Origin of the sequence: Sphingomonas colocasiae, from assembly GCF_019880585.1 — a bacterium.
GTDB classification, from domain to species: domain Bacteria; phylum Pseudomonadota; class Alphaproteobacteria; order Sphingomonadales; family Sphingomonadaceae; genus Sphingobium_A; species Sphingobium_A colocasiae.
This window is the reverse complement of record NZ_JAINVV010000004.1, coordinates 415,168-436,603: the sequence shown is the minus strand read 5'-3', so window position 1 is coordinate 436,603 and position 21,436 is coordinate 415,168. Positions and strand designations below refer to the sequence as shown.

Below are 21,436 nucleotides of genomic sequence, written 5' to 3'. Positions count from 1 at the left end.
TCGACCCTGAACAATCGCGGAGTAGGAGAGTGTGATGGACCCGAAGATGGGTTGCACGGGCATAGGGATCGTCGCGGGCGCCATAGCCCTCGTCGTTCTGATGTACGGCTATCCGCAATATCGGGTCTATTCGCAGCGGCTTTCAGGCGAAGCCGCGCTGGCCGAGGCGCAATCGTCCCGGCAGGTAGCGATCCTGGAAGCTCGCGCGAAAAAGGAAAGCGCGATCGCACTGGCCGAAGCGGAAGTCATCCGCGCCGAAGGTGCGGCAAAGGCCAACGCGATATTGCAGAACAGCCTGGGGGGTCCGGAGGGTTATCTGCGTTACCTCCAGATCCAGGCGCTGGAGAGCACCAGGGCGTCGTTGATCTATATCCCCACCGAGGCGGGGCTGCCGGTCACCGAGGCGAGACGCCTGACGGTGCGAGCCGAATAGAAAATCGAATGCCGCGGGCGACCGAGGCGCCAGTTTGAGATGTTGCACGCGGTGACGCGTAGAGAGAACCGAGGAACGAACCGATGCCACTCCTTCAAGCTTCCAAACAGTACAAGCCCTTCGAATATCCCTGGGCGTTCGAGTTCTGGAAGCGCCAGCAGCAGATCCACTGGATGCCGGAGGAAGTGCCGCTGGGCGAGGATTGTCGCGACTGGGCGCAGAAGCTGACCGATCATGAGCGCAACCTGCTCACCCAGATCTTCCGCTTCTTCACCCAGGCCGATGTCGAAGTGCAGGATTGCTACCACGACAAATATGGCCGCGTGTTCAAGCCGACCGAGATCAAGATGATGCTGACCGCGTTCAGCAACATGGAGACCGTGCATATCGCGGCGTACAGCCATCTGCTCGACACGATCGGCATGCCCGAGAGCGAGTACGGCATGTTCCTTCAATATAAGGAGATGAAGGACAAGCACGATTATCTGGCGACCTTCGGCGTCGACAGCGACGAGGATATCGCGCGCACGCTCGCCATGTTCGGCGGCTTCACCGAGGGGCTCCAGCTCTTCGCCAGCTTCGCGATGCTGATGAACTTCCCGCGCTTCAACAAGATGAAGGGCATGGGCCAGATCGTCACCTGGTCGATCCGCGACGAGAGCCTGCACTGCGAAGGCATCACCAAGCTGTTCCACGCCTTCACGCGCGAGCGCGACTGCCTGACGGCGGCGGTGAAGAGCGACATCCGCGACGTCTGCCACACCACCGTGGGGCTGGAGGACGCATTCATCGATCTGGCGTTCGAACAGGGCCCGGTGCCCGGCATGAGCCCCAAGGAGATCAAGAAATATATCCGCTACATCGCGGACTGGCGCCTGGGCCAGCTCGGCCTGAAGCCGATGTTCATGATCGACGAACACCCGCTGCCCTGGCTCGCCCCGCTGCTCAACGGCGTCGAGCATGCGAACTTCTTCGAAACGCGCGCCACCGAATATTCCAAGGCCGCGACGCGCGGCAACTGGAACGAGGTGTGGGACAGCTTCGATCGCCGCAAGAAGGCGCGCGCCAACGATGTGGCTGTCGAGACCGGCGAGGATGATATGTTCGCGAAAGCAGGAATCGCCGCCGAATAAAGACGCACCGGCCTCGGGTGGCGCAAGCCAGCCCGAGGCCGGTTTCTACTGACTAAATATAGCAATCTTGCATTTAAATAAGGCCAATCAATCCTCTTCGGCCCAGACCTCTTTCATTAATTCGATGTGCATAATTAATCGCGATATTGCTCGCTCCGTTACAGCGCCATGAAAATCCAACTCAACCTCACAATCGCGAGTGAGTGGAATCCGGTACGACCGACTAGATTTATTGACACCATCACGCTTCAATATCGGCTCACTCTGAGCAGAACCTAATATCTCTGCTTCAGCCTCAACAATTGATCGCGATACGTCATCTTCCAATGCGTTAATGCATTCGATTGTTTTCCGGAGCGATGACAAACAATCTTCCGCTCCACCTTTGGAAAAACCCATATCGCGAATCAGATACGCCCTCACAGGCTCATCTGATTTGGGAATCCGGCCATCAAACCGATCAAGGATTGAACGAAAAATATCCGGTTCGTTAGCAGCGACACGTAACGCATCACTGCGTTCAGCTGACGAAGCCGGCTCAAGAATCCTCAAGGCGAGATCACTAATTCGCGTACTCTCACCAATCCCATCGATCAAACCGAACTGACGGATGGCCCCCAGAGCCGTCGAACTAGCTCCACTACGCCCGCTAAATCCCATGAGTCGGAATGCGGTCGATGCGTCGATAGTACTCCTGTGGACACCTTCATAAATTCTCTGCGCGTACGCAACTGCCTCATTCAGAGGGTAGCTAGGAAACCGCGGACTACGACTCCTAGCCTTCGGATTTAATCCCATACTTGAACTCCATCACGAAGTGCACGGCAACCTTATAACCTAGTTCATCGGCAGAATCCATCACGAAACAGAAAGCCCATTAATAGGCCAGAGATGCCGATAATGCCCATAACACCGAAAGCACAAGCGACGTGAGCCGCGCTGACAATTTCGGCCACATCAGCCGACCACACAGGCGCAACCTGAGCCTTAACAGCCTTTTTTCAGAAGAATATCTTCAAGGCTTCTGCGATCAGGCTTGACCAGCACCGGCGGTCCGCATATGACCGAATCGCGAAGGGCGGGTCTGCCTGCCAGCAGCCCGCCCTCCTGGACGAAGGAGCTTGCGGCAACCTTCCTCCGGGTCGAGGACGTATGCCCAGCGACCGATAAACGGGTCATACGCTCCGAAGCGCATTTTTTGCAACCGCCGCCGGAGTGCCGAACATGGCATCGTATTACGTTAACAAAAATGCCCAACCCAACGGTGACCACGAAGTGCATGCCTATGGATGCGCTTTCATGCCTCAACTCGAAAATCGAATTTACCTAGGCGATTTTCCTTCGTGTCCGCCGGCAGTCGCAGCAGCAAAAGCGTACTACTGGCAATCGAACGGCTGCTATTTCTGTAGCAACGCCTGTCACACTACCTAAATGATTCAGATGGCATTCGCCCAACGGGTGAATGCCATCTGGTTTCAAATACTTAGTGCACTCCATTCACAGCCAAAGCGTCACCCTCACCTCATCCCCTTCCCCGATATCCTCGCGCCGCCGCACCTCGGCCTTGATCGGCAGCAGATAGCCGTCGCTTTCCCTGTGCGGGAACAGTGAGGTCGCGAAGTCGCTCCCCCCGATCGTCGCGCGCACCGGAACCGATCCGAAGCCGCGCGACTGGCCGGCGGCGCGGCGCTCGAAGGACCGCATCCGCACCAGATCGGCGGCATCGCCGGTCAGGGTCACGAAATACCAGCTCGCCTTGGCCGGCGGCTGCGGGGTCCAGCGCCACAGAACCGCCTCGAAAACCAGTGTCTCGCCATCGCTCATGGAGATCAGCGATCCCAGAAACGGGGCGAGCGCGCAAGCGGGCGGCAGGATCGTTCCGGGCCGCTGATTTGACACCGATCAAATCCAGACGGCCGCCATCATGCCATGCCGCACCGTCATGGAGCAGAACATGGCCGATCCCGCCCCTATCCTTCCCTATGAGGCGATCGGCGGCGCGCCCGCGGTGTCGGCGATCGTCTCACGCTTTTATGCGCTGATGGACGAAGAGACGGACTATGCGCCGCTGCGCGCGATGCATGCTGCCGATCTGGGGCCGGTGGCGGAAGGGCTGGAGCAGTTCCTGACCGCCTGGCTGGGCGGACCGAGCCAGGCCTGGATGGCGCGCAATGCCTGCGTCATGTCGCTCCATCGCGGCCTTGCCGTCACGCCTGCGATCGCCGGCCAGTGGGTGCAGGCGATGGCGCGCGCGGTTGCGGCGCAGCCTGGGATCGATCCCAGGCTGGGCGAAGCCATGGTCGCGCGGCTCGCGCAAATGGCGCATGCGATGATCAGCCGCCCGGCTTCGCAGCCGGCACCGGATATGCTCTAGCAGTCTGACCACGGCTCAGTGGATCGGACCTCCGTCAAAAGCGGATGCTTTTGTCGGATACGATCCACCAGGCGCGATCCTGAAGATGCTGATGAGACAAGCGCATCAAGACTTGCTATAGGGCCCGTCCGCACTTTCGGAGTGGTTCATGTCGGAGATTGTCGCCCGCTGATCGACGGGGCCGGGTTCACGAACCCGGCGGCGCCGTCGGCCGCGCGAATGCGATGGCGGGGCTTCGCGCCTCCGCCAGCGGACGTTCGCGCCCTTTGACCGGACGCCTCTCATTCGCTTGCCCTGAACTTTTCGAAGCTCAGCCAGAACGGATTGGAGATCACGTCCAGAAGGATGGGTCTTTTTTCCCGCATGAATATCTCGAAATACGAACAGCGCGTGCTGCACGCGCTGGCGCAGGGCGGTCGCATCGCGCATCGCCGCGATGAAGACGGCCGCATCGTCGCGGTGGAATGCTTCACGCGCGACGGCTGGCTGCTTTCGGACTGCAATCTTGGCGTCTTCCGCCGGCTGAAGCGTCGGCGGCTGATCGCCAGCATGGGCGGCCAGCCCTATCGCATCACGCGGCTTGGGCTGGGCGCGGTGCGCGCGCAGCTCGACAATCGCTGACGGCGCGAATTGACCGTAAGGGCTCCACGTGTATTATTTTGCTAATACACATGGAGCCCCGATCGATGCCGCTTCACTTCCTGTCCCTGTCGGGCATTCTCGCCGCCGCCCTGCTGTCGGCCGGTCATGCACAGGCAGCAACGCCCGATCCGGGGCTGCGCGCCGAAATCACGGCGCGCGACGCCGAATTCTTCCGGATCTTCTTCGAAGGCTGCGATCCGCAGGCCGTTGCCGGCATGCTGACCGACGATCTGGAATTCTATCACGACAAGCAGGGCGTGGTGGCGCGATCGGCGGCGCCCTTCGTCGCGCAATATGCCAAGACCTGCGAAGCGCGAAAGGCACCGGACGCCTGGCGATCGCGCCGCGAACTGGTCGCGGATACGCTAAGGGTCGATCCCGTGCCCGGCTATGGCGCGATCGAGGACGGCGAACATGTCTTCTACGAACGCAAGGGCGACGGACCCGAAAAACTGGTCGGCCGGGCGCATTTCACCCAGCTCTGGAAAAAGGAGGGCGGCGCCTGGAAGATCGCCAGAATCCTGAGTTATGCGCATGAAGCGGTGAAATGATCGCCATGGCTGTCCGCCCGATGAACGGCACGTAGTTTCCGGTTCACGCAACATCGCGCATGTTGGGTCGTTCCTAAAGTCTGGAACGCGTAGAGAAGGAGCAGGATCATGCGTACTCTGATCATTGCAGCCAGCCTGGCCGCCATCGGCCTGTCCGTACCCGCCAGCGCCGAAGCGCAGTCGTGGCGCGATCGCCGCGAATATCGCGAGGACGTTCGCGACGCCTATCGCGACTATCACCGCGACATGCGCCGTGCCGACAGCCGCCGCGACGTGCGGGAAGCGCGCCGCGACCTCCGCCGCGATCTTCGCGAGGCCCGTCGCGACTATCGCCGCGACAGCCGTGGACGCTATTATTACTGGCAGAACGGCCGCCGCCACTATCGCGGCTGGTGAAGCAGACGCCCCGGCGCCCTTGGCGCCGGGGCGTTTCGCATCGGACACCACATCGCGATTTTGACCGGGATCAAATATCTTCCGCCCATCATGCCGCATCATTCCTTCATCACATGAAGGAGCGAGACATGATCGGGTTCATCGGCAACCATATCCCCCTGCTGTTCGGCACGATGATCGTGCTGTTCGCGACCGTCCTCATCACATTGAGCGTCGAGGATGCGCTGGGGCGTCGCTGACCTCCCGGCGGCCGACGATCAGCGCGGCGCGTCGGCGGCTTCCGCCAGCGTCGCGCTCGCGCCGGTCAGCCTGAAGGCGATCGGCGCCGACACCGCCGCCGGATCGCCCGCGCGTTCGATCGCCGGCGCCGCCATTTCGGCGTCGAACCGCGCATCTTCCGCATAACCGCGCCGCAACAGGGCTTCGTTGCGCGCCATCTCCGCCTCGATCGCGCGATCCCGCGCCATCGCCTTGCGTTCCTGAAGGCTCGGGCCGCATCCCTCGCAGACGGTGGGAATGATCGGCGGCGGGCCCGTATAAGCGGTCTCCGCCCGATCGGCGATCATCGCCTCCGGCCGGCCAAGCGGCTGGTCGCCATCGTCACGCTCGGCGATCCGGAGGGGAACGCCGCCCGCTGCGAAACTGCCCAGGCCGGCACCCGCCAGCGCGCCGACGATCGTCACCGCGCACGCGGCGATCAGGATGCGTCCGGCGCTTTCCCCTTTCACGATCCGGTCCCTTCTCCCGTCCGACTCGGACCATCAACAAAGACCGGCCTTCATCGGTTCCCGACAGGCTTGCACAGCCCGGCGGCCTGCGCCAGTGAATGCGCATGACCACGCTCCGCACGCCTTACCCGCCCATCGGCGCCTATGCCTCCGGCCATCTCGACGTGGGCGACGGCCACAGCCTCTATTGGGAACGCAGCGGCACGCCGGGAGCCAAGCCCGCAATCTTCCTGCATGGCGGACCGGGCGGCGGATTCGCGCCGGTGCATCGCCAGCTTTTCGATCCGGCGCGCTATGACGTATTGCTGTTCGACCAGCGCGGCTGCGGCCGATCGACGCCGCATGCGGGCCTGAACGCCAACACCACCTGGGATCTGGTCGCCGATATCGAGCGGCTGCGCGAGATGGCGGGCGTCGACACATGGCAGGTCTTCGGCGGATCCTGGGGATCGACGCTGGCGCTCGCCTATGCCGAAACGCATCCCGACCGCGTGTCCGAACTCGTGCTGCGCGGCATCTTCACGCTCACCAGGGCGGAGATCGACTGGTATTATCAGCACGGCGCCTCGCTGATCCATCCCGACAAATGGGAACGCTTCCTGGCGCCGATTCCCGAGGACGAACGCGGCGACATGGTCACGGCCTATCGCAAGCGGCTGACGGGCGACGATCCCGTCGCACGGATCGCGGCCGCCAAGGCATGGAGCCTGTGGGAAGGCCAGACGGTGACCCTGCTCCCCGATCCCGACCTCTCCGATTCCTTCGAGGCAGACGATTTCGCGCTCGCCTTCGCGCGGATCGAGAATCACTTCTTCTCGCATCTGGGCTGGCTGGAGGATGATCAGCTCATCCGCGATGCCGGCAAGCTGAGGGGCATCCCCGGCGTGATCGTCCATGGCCGCTACGACATGGCCTGCCCCGCCGACACCGCCTGGCGCCTGCACAAGGCCTGGCCCGAGGCGGAGTTTCATCTGATCGAGGGCGCGGGCCACGCGTTCAACGAACCGGGCATTCTCGATCGCCTGATCCGGGCGACCGACGGGTTCGCGGCGTAGAGAGCAGCGCCCGGATAACTTCGCCATGTCATTCCCGCGATCGCGGGAATCCAGTTGCACCGCCTCTTCAGGACAAAGCTGAGCTACCGGATTCCCGCGTTCGCGCATTCCTGTCCGGGATTTCATTCGGAGTGCGAGACGGCAAGAATTCTCCTCCCTACGCGCAGCATGGGGAGGGGGACCGCGGCGCGAAGCGGCGTGGTGGAGGGGAAATGGGATGCCTCCGCCCCGCACGATGTTCGAAGCGGATTCTTTCAGGATTTCCGTCGGCTACGGCAGGGAATGATCCATCGCATCTTCCCCTCCACCACCGACCTGCGGTCGGTGAGTATCGGGTCGATCGTGCCCCCGGCACGATCTTGGATTGCCGGGGGCAATCCAACCCGCCACTCCCTCCCCATCTTCGACAGGGAGGAGAGGTTCGGCTGCGACGGCAAGATCATGTCTCGACAACGCAATCCCAGGCACTTTCGTCCAGTTTACGGAGCGCTCGCGGAACTTCGGCAAACAAATCCCGGACATCAACGCGCGTTCGCGGGAATGACACGGTAAAGGAGGTCAAAATAGCGCCCCCTATCTTTTTCCCCCGAATTTCCGCTGGGTCTTGCCGAAGCGCGTCTTGCGGGTGCCGGGCTTGCCTTCGTTGCTGCGGCCCATGACCGGCGCCTTGTGCTCCCCTTCGGGCAGGCCCAGCTCTTCGCGTTCGAGCGCGCGGATCTCGTCGCGCAGGCGCCCGGCTTCCTCGAACTCCAGGTCCGCGGCGGCCTTGCGCATCTTGGCTTCCAGTTCCTCGATATAGGCGCGCAGATTGTGGCCGACCATGTGCGGCCGTTCCTCGTCGATCTCCACCGTCACCTGATCGCGGCTCGCGACATGGGCGATGATGTCGCCGATATTCTTGCGCACCGACGCCGGCGTGATGCCGTGCTCCACATTATACGCCATCTGCTTTTCGCGGCGGCGGCTGGTCTCGTTGAGCGCGCGCTCCATCGATCCGGTCATGCGATCGGCATAAAGGATCACGCGGCCGTCCACGTTGCGCGCCGCGCGGCCGATGGTCTGGATCAGCGAGGTTTCCGAACGCAGGAACCCTTCCTTGTCGGCATCGAGGATCGCCACCAGCCCGCATTCGGGAATGTCGAGCCCCTCGCGCAGCAGGTTGATGCCGACGAGCACGTCGTAGACGCCGAGCCGGAGATCGCGGATCAGTTCGATGCGTTCCAGCGTCTCGGTATCCGAATGCATGTAGCGGACCTTCAGCCCCGCCTCGTGCATATATTCGGTCAGGTCCTCCGCCATGCGCTTGGTCAGCGTGGTGACGAGCGTGCGATAGCCCCTGGCCGCGGTCTGCCGGCATTCGTTGATCAGGTCGTCCACCTGATCCTCGACCGGACGGATCTCCACCGGCGGATCGATCAGCCCCGTGGGGCGGATCACCTGCTCGCTGAACACGCCGCCGGTCTGCTCCATCTCCCACCCGCCCGGCGTCGCCGAGACATAGACGGTCTGGGGACGCATCACGTCCCATTCGTTGAAGCGCAGCGGGCGGTTGTCGATCGCGGACGGCAGGCGGAAGCCATATTCGGCGAGCGTGAGCTTGCGCCGATGGTCTCCGCGCGACATGCCGTTGACTTGGCCGATCGTCTGGTGGCTTTCATCGACGAACAGAAGCGCGTTTTCCGGCAGATATTCGAACAGGGTCGGCGGCGGTTCGCCCGGCAGGCGGCCGGTCAGGAAGCGGCTGTAATTCTCGATGCCCGCGCAGCTTCCCGTCGCCGCGATCATCTCCAGGTCGAAATTGGTTCGCTGCTCCAGCCGCTGCGCCTCCAGCAACCGGCCTTCGGCGACCAGTTCCTTCAGCCGCTCGGTCAATTCGAAGCGGATCGCCTCCATCGCCTGTTTGAGCGTCGGGCCGGGCGTCACATAATGGCTGTTGGCATAGACGCGAACATAGTCGAGGCTGGCGACCTTGCGGCCGGTCAGCGGATCGAACTCGACGATCTCCTCGATCTCGTCGCCGAAAAAGGCGACGCGCCACGCCGTATCCTCATAGTGCGAGGGGAAGATCTCGAGGCTGTCGCCGCGCACCCGGAAATTGCCGCGCGCGAAAGCCGCGTCGTTGCGCTTGTACTGGAGCGCCACCAGCTTGCGGATGATCTCGCGCTGGTCGACCGTCTGGCCCTTTTTCAGGTCGAAGATCATCGCCGAATAGGTCTCGACCGATCCGATGCCGTACAGGCACGAGACCGAAGCGACGATCAGCACATCGTCGCGTTCCAGCAGCGCGCGCGTCGCCGAATGGCGCATCCGGTCGATCGCCTCGTTCACCGAGCTTTCCTTCTCGATGTACGTATCCGACCGGGGCACATAGGCCTCGGGCTGGTAATAATCGTAATAGCTGACGAAATATTCGACCGCATTGTCGGGAAAGAAGCTCTTGAACTCGCCATAGAGCTGCGCCGCCAGGATCTTGTTGGGGGCAAGCACCAGCGCCGGGCGCTGCAGCGTCTCCACCACCTTCGCCATGGTGAAGGTCTTGCCCGATCCGGTGACGCCCAGCAGCACCTGATCACGCTCGCCGGCGAGCGCCTGTTCGGTCAGCTCGGCGATCGCGGTCGGCTGGTCGCCCGCCGGCTCGTAATCCGAAACGATACGGAATTTCTTCCCCCCCTCGGCCTTGGGCGGGCGCTCCGGCCGGTGCGGAACGAATGACTGACCCGTTTCCGGCTCGTCGAGCGTGGTGCGGATTTGGATTGCCATGGCAGAGGGATATGGGTGATGGTCGCGGCTGGCGCAACACGGGACGACCAATCTTCACCCTTCCCTGCCGAAAGGATTTCCATGAAACATCTGATGCTCCTCGTTCTGCCCGCGCTGGCGCTCGCCGCCTGCGGAAAATCGAACGACGGCGGCGCCAACGGCCAGGCCAATGCGGCGGAGGCCGGCAAGCCCAAGTCGATCGAACAGGTCGCGGAAGAGATGAAGAGCGCGCCGAAGATGAAGCCGGGCGAATGGGAAACCAGCGTGCAGATCGTGAAGTTCGACATGCCCGATGCGCCGCCCCAGATGAAGGAAGCGCTGCAGCAATCGATGGCGCAGGCCAACAACAGCAGCAAATCCTGCGTGACGCCGGAGGAAGCGGAGCGCGACCCGAGCGAATTCATCAAGAAGGGCCAGGGCGGCGAATGCACCTATGAACGCTTCAGCTTCACGGGCGGCAAGATCGACGGCAAGATGACCTGCACGCGCGGACAGCAGGGCACGCTGGAGGCGACGATGACCGGCACGATCAACCCCGAATTGCTCGACATGACGATGACCAGCACGACCAACGGCGCCGGCATGCCCGGCAAGGTGGAGATGACGATGCGCATGACGTCCAAGCGCGTCGGCGACTGCAAATAACAACCAACAAGGGAGAGAGACGATGATCGGATACACGCTGGTCGGCACCAACGACCTGGACAAGGCGCATGCCTTTTACGACGCGCTGTTCGCGGAAGTCGGCATCGGCCGGCTGATGAATTTCCCCAATGGCGGCGCGGCCTGGGGGTCGGACTGGGGCCGGCCGATGTTCGGCGTCGGCCCGACCTATGACGGCAAACCCGCGACCGTCGGCAATGGCGTGATGATCGCCGTGGCCATGGACGAGCGCGCCAAGGTGGACGCACTCCATGCCAAGGCGCTGGCGCTGGGCGGCAGTTGCGAGGGCGGCCCCGGCGTGCGCGGCGATGATGGCGACCAGGCCTTTTACGGCGCCTATTTCCGCGATCTCGACGGCAACAAGCTCTGCGCCTTTCGCATCGGCCCGGCGGCGGCATGAGGCTTGCCGCCGCGGCGCCGCTGATATTGATGCTCGGCGGCGCCGCGCCCGGCCCGGTCCAGCCGGGCGGGTGGACGCACAGCATGACGATCCACAGCGCGACCATTCCCGGCATTCCGGGCTTCCTGATCCCGAAGGGACGGCCGAAACAGTATCGCACCTGCCTGTCGCCGAATGATGCGGCGAACAATCCGGGCATGGTGTTGCGCGGCGAGGATATGGAATGCACGCCGCGCCGGTTCAGCATGGCCAATGGCCAGATCGCGAGCGTCGCCACCTGCACCGACAGGAAGCTGGGCGTGCCGATGACGGTGACGAGCACGGGCAGCTTCACCGCGACCAGCTACGAGTTGCGCAGCGTGAGCACGGGCACGCGCAACGGCAAGCCGATGCGGATCGAGACGACGAGCAGCGGCAAGCTCACGCATCGCTGCTAACGTCCACTCCAGCAATCATGCACGCTTCCAACCCTCTTCCCACCCGTGACGCGATCGTCGCGACCGCGGGCGAAAGCATCGCGCGCGGATCGCAGAGCTTCGCGTTGGCCAGCCGGCTGTTCGACCGGCCGACGCGCGAACGCGCCTGGCTGCTCTATGCCTGGTGCCGGCGCTGCGACGATCTGGCCGACGGGCAGGATCATGGCGGCACGATGGGCGTGGTCGACGATCCCGCCGAACGGCTGGCGCTGATCTCCGCGCGAACCGAACGCGCGCTGGCGGGCGAGGTGATCGGCGATCCCGCGTTCGACGCGCTGCGGATCGTCGCCGCCGAATGCCGCATTCCCCCCGCCCTGCCGCGCGATCTGGTGCAGGGCTTCGCGCTGGACGCCGCCGACTGGCGGCCGCGCGACGAGAATGACCTGCTCACCTATTGCTATCATGTCGCGGGCGCCGTCGGCGTGATGATGGCGATCGTGATGGGCGTCGATCCCGAGGACGGTGACACGCTGGACCGCGCCTGCGACCTCGGCCTCGCCTTCCAGCTCGCCAATATCGCGCGCGACGTGGCGGAGGACGCCGCCGCCGGCCGCTGCTATCTGCCGCGCGACTGGCTTACCGAATTCGGCATCGCGCCGGGCGAGCAGATGGACCCGCGCCACCGCGACGCGCTGGCGGCCATCGCCGCGCGGCTGGCGGACCGGGCGGAGGCGCATGAGGCGTCGGCGCGGACCGGCGCGGCCAGATTGCCCTTCCGCGCGCGCTGGGCGGTGCTGGCGGCGGCGGGCATCTATGGCGATATCGCGCGCACCGTCCGCGCGCGCGGCGCCCATGCCTGGGACCGGCGCGCCGTGACCGGCAAGGGCGCCAAGCTGGCTTGGGTGATGCGGGCTTATTTTCAGGCTCGCGGCACGCACGGCGCGGCGGTGAAGCGCGACGGGCTTTGGACGAGGCCAGCTACAGGATGAGCGGAAGGCGCTGACGTCATTATCAGCGCGTCAGTCAAATCCGTTTGGACTGAGCTTGTCGAAGTCCTGTTCTTCTTCTTCGGCGCCGCGCCCGGAAGGGACAGGGGTTGGCCCATGGCCGACTTCGTCCCGACACGCTCGGCCCGAACGGTACAGGACATCGCGAATGCGATGACGGGATGATCGGAAGCCCCGGCTTCAGCCGTCAGCAGCAGTCCCGGCCGGCGCGCGCACCCCTGCCCGTTCGCGGCGCTTGAGCTCCGCCTTCAGCACCTCCGGCCTGGGCGCCCAGAGGAAACCGAAGCTGACCGTGCCTTCCTTCGTCTCGACGACATGGTGGAGCCGGTGCGCCTGGACGATCCTCTTCATATAGTCGGAACGCGGAACATAGCGGTGGTCGATCCGCTTGTGGACGATCACGTCGTGGAAACCGAAATAGATCGCGCCATAGCCGGCGATCCCCGCGCCCACCCAGGTCGCCCAATCGCCCCAGCCGAGCTGGACGCCGCCCAGGATCAGCAGGATCGAGGGCATGGCGAAGATCACGGCGTAGAGATCGTTCAGCTCCCAATTGCCGGTGCGCGGACGGTGATGGCTTTCGTGGAGGAACCAGCCCGGCCCATGCATCACCCAGCGATGCGCGACATAGGCGAAGCCCTCCATCGCGACGATGGTGGCGAGGAAGAGGAGAATGCCGAGCGCCCAGTGCATGGCTGGCATATAGGCATCGCACCCCGGCCTGTCATGCCGGGGAATATGCTTATATCGTCGCCTCGAACGCGGCGCGGACGGCGGGCGGGATCGTGCGCGGCTTGCCGTCGCCCAGATCGACATGGACATAGACCAGCTCGATCTCGGCGCGCAGATCCTCCGCATCGGCGCCGTGCAGCGCGATCGCGAAGCTGATGCTGCTGTTGCCGATCCGCACCAGCCGCATCAGCCCGTCCACCTCCTCATCGGCGCGGATCGGCTTGCGATATTCGACGACGGCGCGGACGACATGGCAATCGAACTCGCCCCCCGCCGCCGCGTTGATCCCGGCCTTGCGCCAATATTCGGTCAGCACGAGATCGGCATATTCGAGATAGCGCGAGTTGAAGACGACCGATTGGGGATCGACCTCCGAATAACGGACGCGGAAGCGGTGCGAGAAGGGATAGTCGGAACGGGCCATGCCACGGCAATGGCCGAGCGCCGCGCGGCTTTCAAGTGCCGGTGCCGGATCCGTTCGGGCCTGGCTCAACCCGCCGCCATCAACCCGCCGCCAACAGCCCGCCGTTCGGGCGGAGCCTGCCGACCCCTGGTCCTTCTGTTGCGGTGCCAAGGCAAGACAGGGCTTCGACAGGCTCAGCCCGAACGATGGGGGTGGAGGTTGGCGTGCGTTCCGATGCAGTGCGCGAGGCAGGTCTCGCTCGACCGTTCCAGTCCTATCGCGCGTCCTGCACCGTCGCGCGCCAGGTGGGGATATAATCGACGCTGCCCCGGCATTCGCCCATCTCCGCCCGCGCGGCGAGGCGGAAGCGGCGGCCGTCCCAGGCGAAGCTGCTCGTCACCCCGCAATCGCCCAGGCCCCTGCCCTTGGCATAGGTTTCGAGCTGGCCGGTCCTGTCGTTCCAGGCCGGATTGACGAGCGAATGCGTGTCGTCGCCCATGCCGGGGCTGGAATCGAATTCGGCGGGGGCCGCTTTCCCCTGTTCGTCGACGATCAGCGCCGCGCCGAAATAATTATAGGCGCCGTTGCCGCAGGGCTGCATCACCAGCGCCAGGCTGTGCGCGGCGTCCAGGCGCACCGCATCGGGCTCCAGCGCGTCGGGATCGACCTCGCAGCCGATATCGCCGAGCTGCCGCGCGGCATCGGCCTGCGACAAGGTGCGCGGCGGCGCGGCGGTGGCGGCGGGGCGGACGATGACGGGCACGGCCGGCGGCGGCGGCACCGCGGCGGCGGCGCCCTTGCGCACCAGCGCGCTGGTCGTGCCGACGCGTTTCTGCCGGTCGTCGATATAGAGCAAGGCCGCGCTCGCGCCCGCCAGCGAGATCGACGCGACGCGCGTGCCCGCCATGTCGAGCACGGGCAGCGACGCATCGCGCCGCAGCGCGTCGAGGATCGCCGGCACGTCCTTCGCGGCGACCGCGCCGGTGGTCGAGAACGGGACGGGGCGCTTGCCCACGCCCAGCGCGCGGCCCTTGTCCGGCACGGTGACCGTGATTTCGGGCAGGGAGGCGGCGGCGGGGCCGCGCGTCAGCACCAGCGTCGCGCCCTCCAGTTCGGATTCGGGCATCAGCGCGACGGCCTGGCACGCGCGGCCATTGTCGCAGCCGACGATCCAGTCCTGAAAGGTTTCGAGCGTGGTGGGCTGGGGCGCGGTGGCGGCGGCAAGCAGCAGCAGCGCCCCAGCCATGCGCGTCAGCCCGCCTTGGCCGGCGTGTTCACGCCCATGCTCTGGAGATATTTGCGCACGTTGCGCGCCGCCTGGCGGATGCGATGCTCATTCTCCACCATCGCGATGCGGACAAAGCCTTCGCCATCCTCGCCATAGCCGACGCCCGGCGCCACCGCGACGCCCGCATGGGTGAGCAACTGCTTGGAGAATTCCAGGCTGCCGAGATGCGCGAGCGCGGGCGGCAGCGGCGCCCAGGCGAACATCGACGCGCGCGGCGGCGGAATATCCCAGCCCGCCCGGCCGAAGCTTTCGACGAGCACGTCGCGGCGATGCTTGTAGAGCTGGCGGTTCTTCTCGACGATGTCCTGCGGCCCGTTGATCGCCGCGACCGCCGCCGCCTGGATCGGCGTGAAGGCGCCGTAATCGAGATAGGATTTGACGCGGGTGAGCGCGGAGATCAGCGTCTTGTTGCCGACCGCGAAGCCCATGCGCCAGCCCGCCATCGAATAGGTTTTCGACATGGAGGTGAATTCGACCGCGACATCCTTCGCGCCGGGCACCTGCAGGATCGACGGCGTCGGGCAATCGTCGAAATAGATCTCGCTATAGGCGAGGTCCGACAGCACCCACAGGCCATGTTCCTTGGCGAAGGCGACGACGCGTTCGTAGAAGGCGAGATCGACGACCTCGGCGGTCGGGTTGGAGGGATAGCCCATCACCAGCACCGAGGGCTTGGGCACCATGAACTTCACCGCGCGTTCGAGCGATTCGAAATAATGCTCGTCGGGCGTGGTCGGCACCGAACGGATGCTGGCGCCCGCGATGATGAAGCCGAACGTGTGGATCGGATAGCTCGGATTGGGCGCGAGCACGACGTCGCCCGGCGCGGTGATCGCCTGCGCCAGATTGGCGAGCCCTTCCTTCGAACCCAGCGTGACCACCACTTCGCTGTCGGGATCCAGATCGACCCCGAAACGACGCCCGTAATAATTGGCCTGCGCCTTGCGGAGGCCGGGAATGCCCTTGGACGCGGAATAGCCGTGCGCCTTGGGATTGCGCGCCACTTCGCACATCTTCTCGATCACATGTTCGGGCGGGGGCAGATCGGGATTGCCCATGCCGAGATCGATGATGTCGTCTCCTGCCGCACGTGCTGCTGCCCGCATCGCATTCACTTCGGCGATAACATAGGGCGGCAGTCGCTTGATGCGGTAGAAGTCTTCGGTCATGGCTCCCATTCCGATTGGAGGTTTTTGGAGCCGGTTTCCTACGCTTTCGGGCGTCTGATGTCGAAGCCTAATTGGCGGTCGCGGGCCGCCGCGCGGGCATGGGACGGTTGCGGCGGAACCAGAAGCTCCACACCGCCAGGCTGCCGAGCAGCGCCAGCGCCAGGCCGGAAACCGTCATCACCAGCCGCCAGGGCAATCCCCCCACCTTCGCCGCGTGCAGCGGGAACAGCATGTTGAAGCCCCGGACGGTGGCGGGCAGCGCCAGCGCGTCGCGCGCGGCGACCAGACGCCCGCTATCGGCCGCGAAATAGAGCGTGGTGCGGCCATTGGGCAGCCATTCGGCGGGCTGCTTCATCCTGAGGCTGATCAGCCCGCTGTCCCCGCGCGGCAGCGAGAGGATGCGGAATTGCGCGTCGGGAAAGCGCTGGCGCGCCTGACGGACGATCGCCGCCCAGTCGATCGTGTCGGCGAGTTCGGCCTTCAGCGGCGGCGGCGGCTTCAGCCCGGCCCCGATCGCGGACGGGGCCGAAGGGCCGAGCACCAGCATCGTCATCGGGCGGAAGATCATGGTGAGCCCGGTATAGAGCGAGAGCAGCAGCAAGGGCGCGACGATGATCCCCAGATCGCGATGCTGGCGGACGATCGCCGGCCGGCTCATCCGGCGCGGCCACAGGCGGAACTCGAAGGTCTTGCGCGTGCGCCACCACAGGATGATGCCGCTCAGCACGAAGAACAGCCCGGCGATGCCGGCGATGCCCGCCACCGTCTCCCCCGTGTCGCCGGCGAACAGGTGGTGGTGGAAATCGAACAGCCAGATCTCCGGCCGTTCCCACTGGCTTTGCCAGGTCGCGACGACATTGCCCGCCTGATCGGCATAGGCGCCGGCATCCTTGCCCAGCGACAGGCGGTGCAGCCCGAACGTCTCGCTCGCGAAATTGATGCTTTGCGGCCGCGCCGCCGGATCGGCCATCAGGCGCGTGACGGTGGCGGCGACGGTTTCGGTCTCCGCCGCCAGCGCATCGCCCGCATGGGGCAGCATCACCCACGCGTCCTTGTGGACGAGGATCGCGCCCGACAGCCCCAGCAGCGCCAGCACCAGCCCGATCAGGCCACCGGTCCAGCGATGGAGAAAGTCGAGCGTCTTCATCCTAGAAGCGATAATCCCAGCCGAGCGTGAAGGTGCGTCCACGGCCCGCGAAATAGGCGAGGACGGGGTTTTCCGCCGCGAGCCGCGTGTCGCTGCTATAGTCGATATAGAATTTGTCGAACAGATTCTGCACGCTCAGGCTCAGCCCGCCGAACCGCGTCTGATAGCGGATGCTGGCGTCGGTCAGGTTATAGCCCTCGAAATTGTTGCGCTGGTCCGGATTCGCCTTGCCGTGGAAGCTGCGCGACAGGAAGAACTGCGTCTGCACGATCGCGCTGAGCGGCCCGCGCGCATAGCTGGCGGACAGGTTGAGGCGATCGGGCGAGATGTTGGTGCCGTCCAGATCGGTATCGACCACGCCGTCGGGATTGGCCGAATCGCTGTCGTAGCGGCCCAGCAGATGGGCATAACCCGCCGACACGCGCAGCCCGTCGATCGGCAGGCGGACGGCCAGGTTGACCTCCAGCCCCTGGATTTCGACGCGCTGGCGCTGCACGTCGAAAATGCCGCCCGGCCGGGCGATCAGCAACTGGCCCTTGTCGCTCGACGACCAGAAATAGGTGGCGCTGGCATCAAGCGGCCCGCGCTTCACCTCCACCCCGATCTCGCGATTGTTCGAGATGATCGGCGCGATATCCAGGAAGGTGTCGATATCCTGCCCGGGCCGGTTCACCGCGCGGGTGATGCGGCCGATATCGGGCACGGTGAAGCCTTCGGCATAGCTGGCATAGGCGCGGATGCCGTCCCAGGGCTCCAGGATCACGCCGCCGTTCAGCAGCACATCGTCGAATTTGGGGCTGCCGCCCGAAACGAAGGTCGATCCCGCGCTCGCCAGCGTCGTGAAATCGTCGATCTTGATCTGCACATTCTCCCAGCGCGCGCCGCCCGCCAGGCGCAGCTTCTTGTCGAACAGCGCCAGGTTGAGCTGGCCGAACGGCGCAAGGCTGCGAAAATCGCTGGGCGGCACCCAGACGCGGTTGGTGGCGATCAGCCGCTGTTCGGTCTTGTCGACCAGCGCGTCGAAGCCGATCGTCGCGGTCAGGTTCTCGAAGCCCGGCATGGCGCGTTCGTAGCTGAACTTGGCGCCCAGCTTGCGCGAGCGGTTCTGCGACTGATCGAACAGCTTGCCGGTGGGATCGATCTTCGGATCCTGGAACGTGGCGATCGGCGCGATCTCTCCGCCAAATGTGTCGCGGCTGCGATTGAAGAAGATCTGAGTGACGAGGTTGCCGCCGCCCAGATCGCTGTCGGTGAGCGAGAGCGCCAGGCTCTCTGTGCGATTGGCTGCGGGCACGCCCGGCGGGGTGCCGCGGATCGCGCTGGTCGGCATGCCTGTCAGCCGATTGCCGGGGATCGCGACATAGTCGCCATCACCCTCCAGTTCGTAACGGCTGGCGATCAGGTCGAGCCGGGCACTGGAGGACAGCGCATAGCCGAAGCGGCCGAACAGCGAGAGCGTCTTCGAATCCTGCGTCTCGCCCTGGGTGAGGTTGAGGCCGATGCGGCGATCCTGGCCGTCGTAAAAGGCGCCGCGCCGTTCGTAGGCGGCCCCCACGGTCGCATCGAAATCGCCCGCCTTGTACTGAATGAGCCCGGCCGCCTTGCCGCCGATGCCGTCGCCGCTGAAACCGTTATCGGCAGTCCCCTGGAGCAGCACGCGACCGCCCAGCCCTTCCTTGCGCGGTGCGCCCACCGTCACCTGGTTGACGATGCCGCCGGTGCCGCCCACGCCCTGCAGCGCGTTCGAGCCGTAGATCAGTTCCACCCGATCGACGAAGAAACCGTCGATGGTGAAGCCGTCGCGGCTGCCGTCGCGCAGCGGCGTCGATTGCGGGATGCCGTTGATCGCATAAAGCGGCGAGCGCCCGCGCAGCGACTCGCCCGATCCCGACAGCTTCTGCCGCGTCGGCGAGAAGGAGGGCGTGAGCGTCGAGACCGCGTCGGTGACCGAGCCCGAGATCGCGATCTGCTGATCCAGCGCCGCCTTGTCGATCACGTCGATCGTCAGCGGCAGCGCGTTGGCGGGCAGCGCGGTGCGCGCGGCGGTGATGACGATATCGGCGGGCGCGGCATCCGCCGCTTCGCTTTCGGCCGGCCCGGCCTGCGCCCAGGCGGGCGCCGCGAGCGATGTGGACGCGGCAAGTGCTGCAAGGACGAAAGATTTCATCGACGGACTCCCTTTGGGCGGCGCTGCTAGGGGAGCGCTCTGCATATTGCAATACACTCGCAATAGCATATCCGTGCCGAAGGGGCCATGCGCGGAACCTGTGGCCGGCCAGGCCGTTGCGGCTTGGCGGGGCAGGCTTTACGCTGCGCCGACTCTGTGGGGAGGGATCGCCGATGACCGAGACGGGCACGACCATCACGCCGCCGACGCTGGAGGATATGCAGCGCTGGACTTGGGTGATGGGAAGAGCGCAGCAGATGCTGCTGGAATTCGGGATCGACCGGATGCAGCAGGCCGCGGCCCAGCCGCCGCCGATCGACAGCCTGCCCTTCACCGGCCTTGACGCCATCACCCAGGCGCAATCCGATTTCTGGAGCGAGAGCGTCAAATTATGGCAACGCTTCGTCGATCCGACGAGCGCCCCCGCCCCCGCCCCCGATCCGCGCCTGACCAGGGACCGGCGCTTCTCCGCGCCGCAATGGCGCGACAATCCGATGTTCGACCTGATCCGGCAAAGCTATCTGCTGATCGCCGATCACCTGATCAGGAGCGTAGACGGGATCGACGGCGTGGATCCCAAGCAGAAGGAACAGATCCGTTTCGCGACGCAGGGCTTCGTCGACGCGATGAGCCCGAGCAACTTCGCCTTCACCAACCCGCTGGTGATCGAGAAGACGATCGAGACGCGCGGCGAGAATCTGCTCAAGGGCCTGACCCACATGCTGCGCGACATCAGCCGGGGCCAGCTCACCCACAGCCAGCCCGACGCCTATGAACTGGGCCGCAACATCGCGACGACGCCGGGCAAGGTGGTGAAGGAAACGCCGCTCTACCAGCTTATCCAATATGCGCCGCAGACCACCGAGGTCCACCGCACGCCGCTGCTGATCTTTCCGCCCTGGATCAACCGCTATTACATCCTCGACCTCAATCCCGAGAAGAGCTTCATCCGCTGGGCGGTGTCGCAGGGGCTGAGCGTGTTCGTCGTCTCGTGGAAATCGGCGGACGCGAGCATGAAGGACGTGACCTGGGACGATTATATCGTGCGCGGCCAGATCGACGCGATCGATACGGTGCGCGACCTGCTTGACGTCAAGACCGTGCACACGATCGGCTATTGCGTCGCGGGCACCACGCTGGCGGCGACGCTGGCGCTGCTCGCCGCGCGCGGCGAGGCGAAGAAGGTGAAATCCGCCACCTTCTTCACCGCGCAGGTCGATTTCGCCAAGGCCGGAGAGCTGAACCTGTTCGTCGATGACGAGCAGTTGAAGCTGGTCGAGAGCCTTTCGGGCGATGGCTATCTGGACGGGCGCTACATGGCCGCCACCTTCAACCTGCTGCGCGGGCGCGACCTGATCTGGAACTATGTGCAGAACAACTATCTGCTGGGGCAGGATTACGCGCCGTTCGACCTGCTTCACTGGAACGGCGACACCACCAACCTGCCCGCCAAATGGCACAAGGCCTATCTGACCGACCTGTACCGCGACAACAAGCTGGCGGTGCCCGGCGCGATCAGCGTGGACGGCACGCCGATCGACCTGCGCGCGGTGAAGACGCCCGCCTATGTGCAGGCGGGCCGCGAGGACCATATCGCGCCCCTGGAAAGCGTTTGGAAGATCAACGACCATTTCGCCGGCCCGATCCGCTTCGTGCTGGCCGGATCGGGGCATATCGCGGGCGTGGTCAATCCGCCCAGCGCGGGCAAATACCAATATTGGACCAGCGAGGCGCCGGCGGCGACGCTCACCGATTTCCTCGCCGCCGCGAAGGAGACGCCGGGAAGCTGGTGGCCGGACTGGATCGCCTGGCTGTCCAACCAGGATGGCGACAAGGTTTCCGCCACCGGGGGGCGCGTGCCCGGCAAGGGCAAGCTGAAGGCGATCGAGGACGCACCGGGGAGCTACGTCAAATCCCGGTAATGCCCCAGTAATACAAGGATTTCTCTGCGCGTGTGACGGTTCCGTGCCGC

General features: G+C 64.8%; 22 protein-coding genes. 12 read left to right on the top strand and 10 right to left on the bottom strand.

Annotated elements, in window-relative coordinates; genetic code table 11:
• Positions 1–34: 34 nt before the first annotated feature.
• Positions 35–433, top strand: a complete 399-nt coding sequence (locus tag K7G82_RS08540) for an SPFH domain-containing protein (protein WP_246623382.1) — start codon at positions 35–37, stop codon at positions 431–433.
• 83 nt (positions 434–516) lie between these two features.
• Positions 517–1,566: a ribonucleotide-diphosphate reductase subunit beta gene (locus K7G82_RS08535; RefSeq protein ID WP_222989426.1), complete on the top strand. Its 1,050-nt coding sequence runs from the start codon at positions 517–519 to the stop codon at positions 1,564–1,566.
• An 87-nt stretch (positions 1,567–1,653) separates the two neighbouring features.
• Here K7G82_RS08535 and K7G82_RS08530 read toward each other — a convergent pair whose 3' ends face one another.
• Together K7G82_RS08530 and K7G82_RS08525 are read right to left on the bottom strand one after the other, a co-directional pair.
• The gene (locus K7G82_RS08530) at positions 1,654–2,118 is read right to left on the bottom strand and encodes a hypothetical protein (RefSeq protein ID WP_222989425.1); all 465 of its coding nucleotides are present in this window, start codon (positions 2,116–2,118) and stop codon (positions 1,654–1,656) included.
• A 945-nt stretch (positions 2,119–3,063) separates the two neighbouring features.
• Positions 3,064–3,465, bottom strand: coding sequence for a DUF1905 domain-containing protein (locus K7G82_RS08525; RefSeq protein ID WP_343228544.1), 402 nt, complete (start codon positions 3,463–3,465; stop codon positions 3,064–3,066).
• Between the two features lie 55 nt (positions 3,466–3,520).
• Here K7G82_RS08525 and K7G82_RS08520 point away from each other — a divergent pair, with 55 nt between their 5' ends.
• From K7G82_RS08520 to K7G82_RS08505, 4 genes are all read left to right on the top strand, one after another.
• A complete protein-coding gene (locus tag K7G82_RS08520; protein ID WP_222989424.1) occupies positions 3,521–3,940 on the top strand; it encodes a globin domain-containing protein in 420 nt (139 codons plus the stop codon).
• A 363-nt stretch (positions 3,941–4,303) separates the two neighbouring features.
• A complete protein-coding gene (locus tag K7G82_RS08515; RefSeq protein WP_222989423.1) occupies positions 4,304–4,561 on the top strand; it encodes a YjhX family toxin in 258 nt (85 codons plus the stop codon).
• Between the two features lie 65 nt (positions 4,562–4,626).
• Complete coding sequence (locus K7G82_RS08510; protein ID WP_222989422.1) at positions 4,627–5,133, top strand: nuclear transport factor 2 family protein; 507 nt, start codon at positions 4,627–4,629, stop codon at positions 5,131–5,133.
• 108 nt (positions 5,134–5,241) lie between these two features.
• A complete protein-coding gene (locus K7G82_RS08505) occupies positions 5,242–5,529 on the top strand; it encodes a hypothetical protein (RefSeq protein WP_222989421.1) in 288 nt (95 codons plus the stop codon).
• A 257-nt stretch (positions 5,530–5,786) separates the two neighbouring features.
• Here K7G82_RS08505 and K7G82_RS08500 read toward each other — a convergent pair whose 3' ends face one another.
• Positions 5,787–6,257, bottom strand: a complete 471-nt coding sequence (locus tag K7G82_RS08500; RefSeq protein ID WP_222989420.1) for a hypothetical protein — start codon at positions 6,255–6,257, stop codon at positions 5,787–5,789.
• Between the two features lie 104 nt (positions 6,258–6,361).
• Here K7G82_RS08500 and pip point away from each other — a divergent pair, with 104 nt between their 5' ends.
• Positions 6,362–7,312 carry a prolyl aminopeptidase gene (pip, locus tag K7G82_RS08495; protein ID WP_222989419.1) on the top strand — a complete coding sequence of 317 codons (951 nt, stop codon included), beginning with the start codon at positions 6,362–6,364 and terminating at the stop codon, positions 7,310–7,312.
• 573 nt (positions 7,313–7,885) lie between these two features.
• Here the strand turns inward: pip and uvrB are convergent.
• On the bottom strand, positions 7,886–10,072 hold the full coding sequence (gene uvrB / locus K7G82_RS08490; RefSeq protein ID WP_222989418.1) for an excinuclease ABC subunit UvrB: 2,187 nt from the start codon (positions 10,070–10,072) through the stop codon (positions 7,886–7,888).
• Positions 10,073–10,153: 81 nt separating this feature from the next.
• Here uvrB and K7G82_RS08485 point away from each other — a divergent pair, with 81 nt between their 5' ends.
• The 4 genes from K7G82_RS08485 to K7G82_RS08470 are packed head-to-tail and all read left to right on the top strand — an operon-like array spanning position 10,154 to position 12,540.
• Positions 10,154–10,717 carry a DUF3617 domain-containing protein gene (locus K7G82_RS08485; RefSeq protein WP_222989417.1) on the top strand — a complete coding sequence of 188 codons (564 nt, stop codon included), beginning with the start codon at positions 10,154–10,156 and terminating at the stop codon, positions 10,715–10,717.
• A 22-nt stretch (positions 10,718–10,739) separates the two neighbouring features.
• Entirely contained in the window at positions 10,740–11,135 is a 396-nt protein-coding gene (locus K7G82_RS08480) for a VOC family protein (protein ID WP_222989416.1), read from the top strand.
• Positions 11,132–11,572 (top strand): DUF3617 domain-containing protein, encoded by a 441-nt coding sequence (locus K7G82_RS08475; protein ID WP_222989415.1) that lies wholly within the window; start codon positions 11,132–11,134, stop codon positions 11,570–11,572. Before K7G82_RS08480 ends, K7G82_RS08475 begins: the two co-directional genes overlap by 4 nt.
• 17 nt (positions 11,573–11,589) lie before the next feature.
• Positions 11,590–12,540, top strand: coding sequence for a phytoene/squalene synthase family protein (locus tag K7G82_RS08470; protein WP_222989414.1), 951 nt, complete (start codon positions 11,590–11,592; stop codon positions 12,538–12,540).
• Positions 12,541–12,738: 198 nt separating this feature from the next.
• On the opposite strand, the gene K7G82_RS08465 is transcribed toward K7G82_RS08470, so the two are convergent.
• The 6 genes from K7G82_RS08465 to K7G82_RS08440 form a co-directional block, all read right to left on the bottom strand.
• A complete protein-coding gene (locus tag K7G82_RS08465) occupies positions 12,739–13,251 on the bottom strand; it encodes a sterol desaturase family protein (RefSeq protein ID WP_222990225.1) in 513 nt (170 codons plus the stop codon).
• 49 nt (positions 13,252–13,300) lie between these two features.
• On the bottom strand, positions 13,301–13,783 hold the full coding sequence (locus tag K7G82_RS08460) for an acyl-CoA thioesterase (protein ID WP_246623381.1): 483 nt from the start codon (positions 13,781–13,783) through the stop codon (positions 13,301–13,303).
• Between the two features lie 184 nt (positions 13,784–13,967).
• Entirely contained in the window at positions 13,968–14,939 is a 972-nt protein-coding gene (locus tag K7G82_RS08455; RefSeq protein ID WP_222989413.1) for a DUF1176 domain-containing protein, read from the bottom strand.
• A gap of 5 nt (positions 14,940–14,944) precedes the next feature.
• Entirely contained in the window at positions 14,945–16,150 is a 1,206-nt protein-coding gene (locus K7G82_RS08450; RefSeq protein WP_222989412.1) for an LL-diaminopimelate aminotransferase, read from the bottom strand.
• Positions 16,151–16,217: 67 nt separating this feature from the next.
• Positions 16,218–17,297: a PepSY-associated TM helix domain-containing protein gene (locus tag K7G82_RS08445; protein ID WP_222989411.1), complete on the bottom strand. Its 1,080-nt coding sequence runs from the start codon at positions 17,295–17,297 to the stop codon at positions 16,218–16,220.
• A gap of 1 nt (position 17,298) precedes the next feature.
• Positions 17,299–19,464, bottom strand: a complete 2,166-nt coding sequence (locus K7G82_RS08440; protein ID WP_222989410.1) for a TonB-dependent receptor — start codon at positions 19,462–19,464, stop codon at positions 17,299–17,301.
• A gap of 173 nt (positions 19,465–19,637) precedes the next feature.
• Between K7G82_RS08440 and K7G82_RS08435 the strand changes: the two genes are divergently transcribed.
• Positions 19,638–21,386 carry a PHA/PHB synthase family protein gene (locus K7G82_RS08435; RefSeq protein WP_222989409.1) on the top strand — a complete coding sequence of 583 codons (1,749 nt, stop codon included), beginning with the start codon at positions 19,638–19,640 and terminating at the stop codon, positions 21,384–21,386.
• Positions 21,387–21,436 lie beyond the last annotated feature (50 nt).

Coding starts and splice junctions, on each gene's coding strand:
- K7G82_RS08540 (WP_246623382.1), top strand. CDS start 35: ATGGACCCGAAGATGGGTTGCACGGGCATAGGGATCGTCGCGGGCGCC.
- K7G82_RS08535 (WP_222989426.1), top strand. CDS start 517: ATGCCACTCCTTCAAGCTTCCAAACAGTACAAGCCCTTCGAATATCCC.
- K7G82_RS08520 (WP_222989424.1), top strand. CDS start 3,521: ATGGCCGATCCCGCCCCTATCCTTCCCTATGAGGCGATCGGCGGCGCG.
- K7G82_RS08515 (WP_222989423.1), top strand. CDS start 4,304: ATGAATATCTCGAAATACGAACAGCGCGTGCTGCACGCGCTGGCGCAG.
- K7G82_RS08510 (WP_222989422.1), top strand. CDS start 4,627: ATGCCGCTTCACTTCCTGTCCCTGTCGGGCATTCTCGCCGCCGCCCTG.
- K7G82_RS08505 (WP_222989421.1), top strand. CDS start 5,242: ATGCGTACTCTGATCATTGCAGCCAGCCTGGCCGCCATCGGCCTGTCC.
- pip (WP_222989419.1), top strand. CDS start 6,362: ATGACCACGCTCCGCACGCCTTACCCGCCCATCGGCGCCTATGCCTCC.
- uvrB (WP_222989418.1), bottom strand. CDS start 10,072: ATGGCAATCCAAATCCGCACCACGCTCGACGAGCCGGAAACGGGTCAG.
- K7G82_RS08485 (WP_222989417.1), top strand. CDS start 10,154: ATGAAACATCTGATGCTCCTCGTTCTGCCCGCGCTGGCGCTCGCCGCC.
- K7G82_RS08480 (WP_222989416.1), top strand. CDS start 10,740: ATGATCGGATACACGCTGGTCGGCACCAACGACCTGGACAAGGCGCAT.
- K7G82_RS08475 (WP_222989415.1), top strand. CDS start 11,132: ATGAGGCTTGCCGCCGCGGCGCCGCTGATATTGATGCTCGGCGGCGCC.
- K7G82_RS08470 (WP_222989414.1), top strand. CDS start 11,590: ATGCACGCTTCCAACCCTCTTCCCACCCGTGACGCGATCGTCGCGACC.
- K7G82_RS08465 (WP_222990225.1), bottom strand. CDS start 13,251: ATGCACTGGGCGCTCGGCATTCTCCTCTTCCTCGCCACCATCGTCGCG.
- K7G82_RS08455 (WP_222989413.1), bottom strand. CDS start 14,939: ATGGCTGGGGCGCTGCTGCTGCTTGCCGCCGCCACCGCGCCCCAGCCC.
- K7G82_RS08450 (WP_222989412.1), bottom strand. CDS start 16,150: ATGACCGAAGACTTCTACCGCATCAAGCGACTGCCGCCCTATGTTATC.
- K7G82_RS08445 (WP_222989411.1), bottom strand. CDS start 17,297: ATGAAGACGCTCGACTTTCTCCATCGCTGGACCGGTGGCCTGATCGGG.
- K7G82_RS08440 (WP_222989410.1), bottom strand. CDS start 19,464: ATGAAATCTTTCGTCCTTGCAGCACTTGCCGCGTCCACATCGCTCGCG.
- K7G82_RS08435 (WP_222989409.1), top strand. CDS start 19,638: ATGACCGAGACGGGCACGACCATCACGCCGCCGACGCTGGAGGATATG.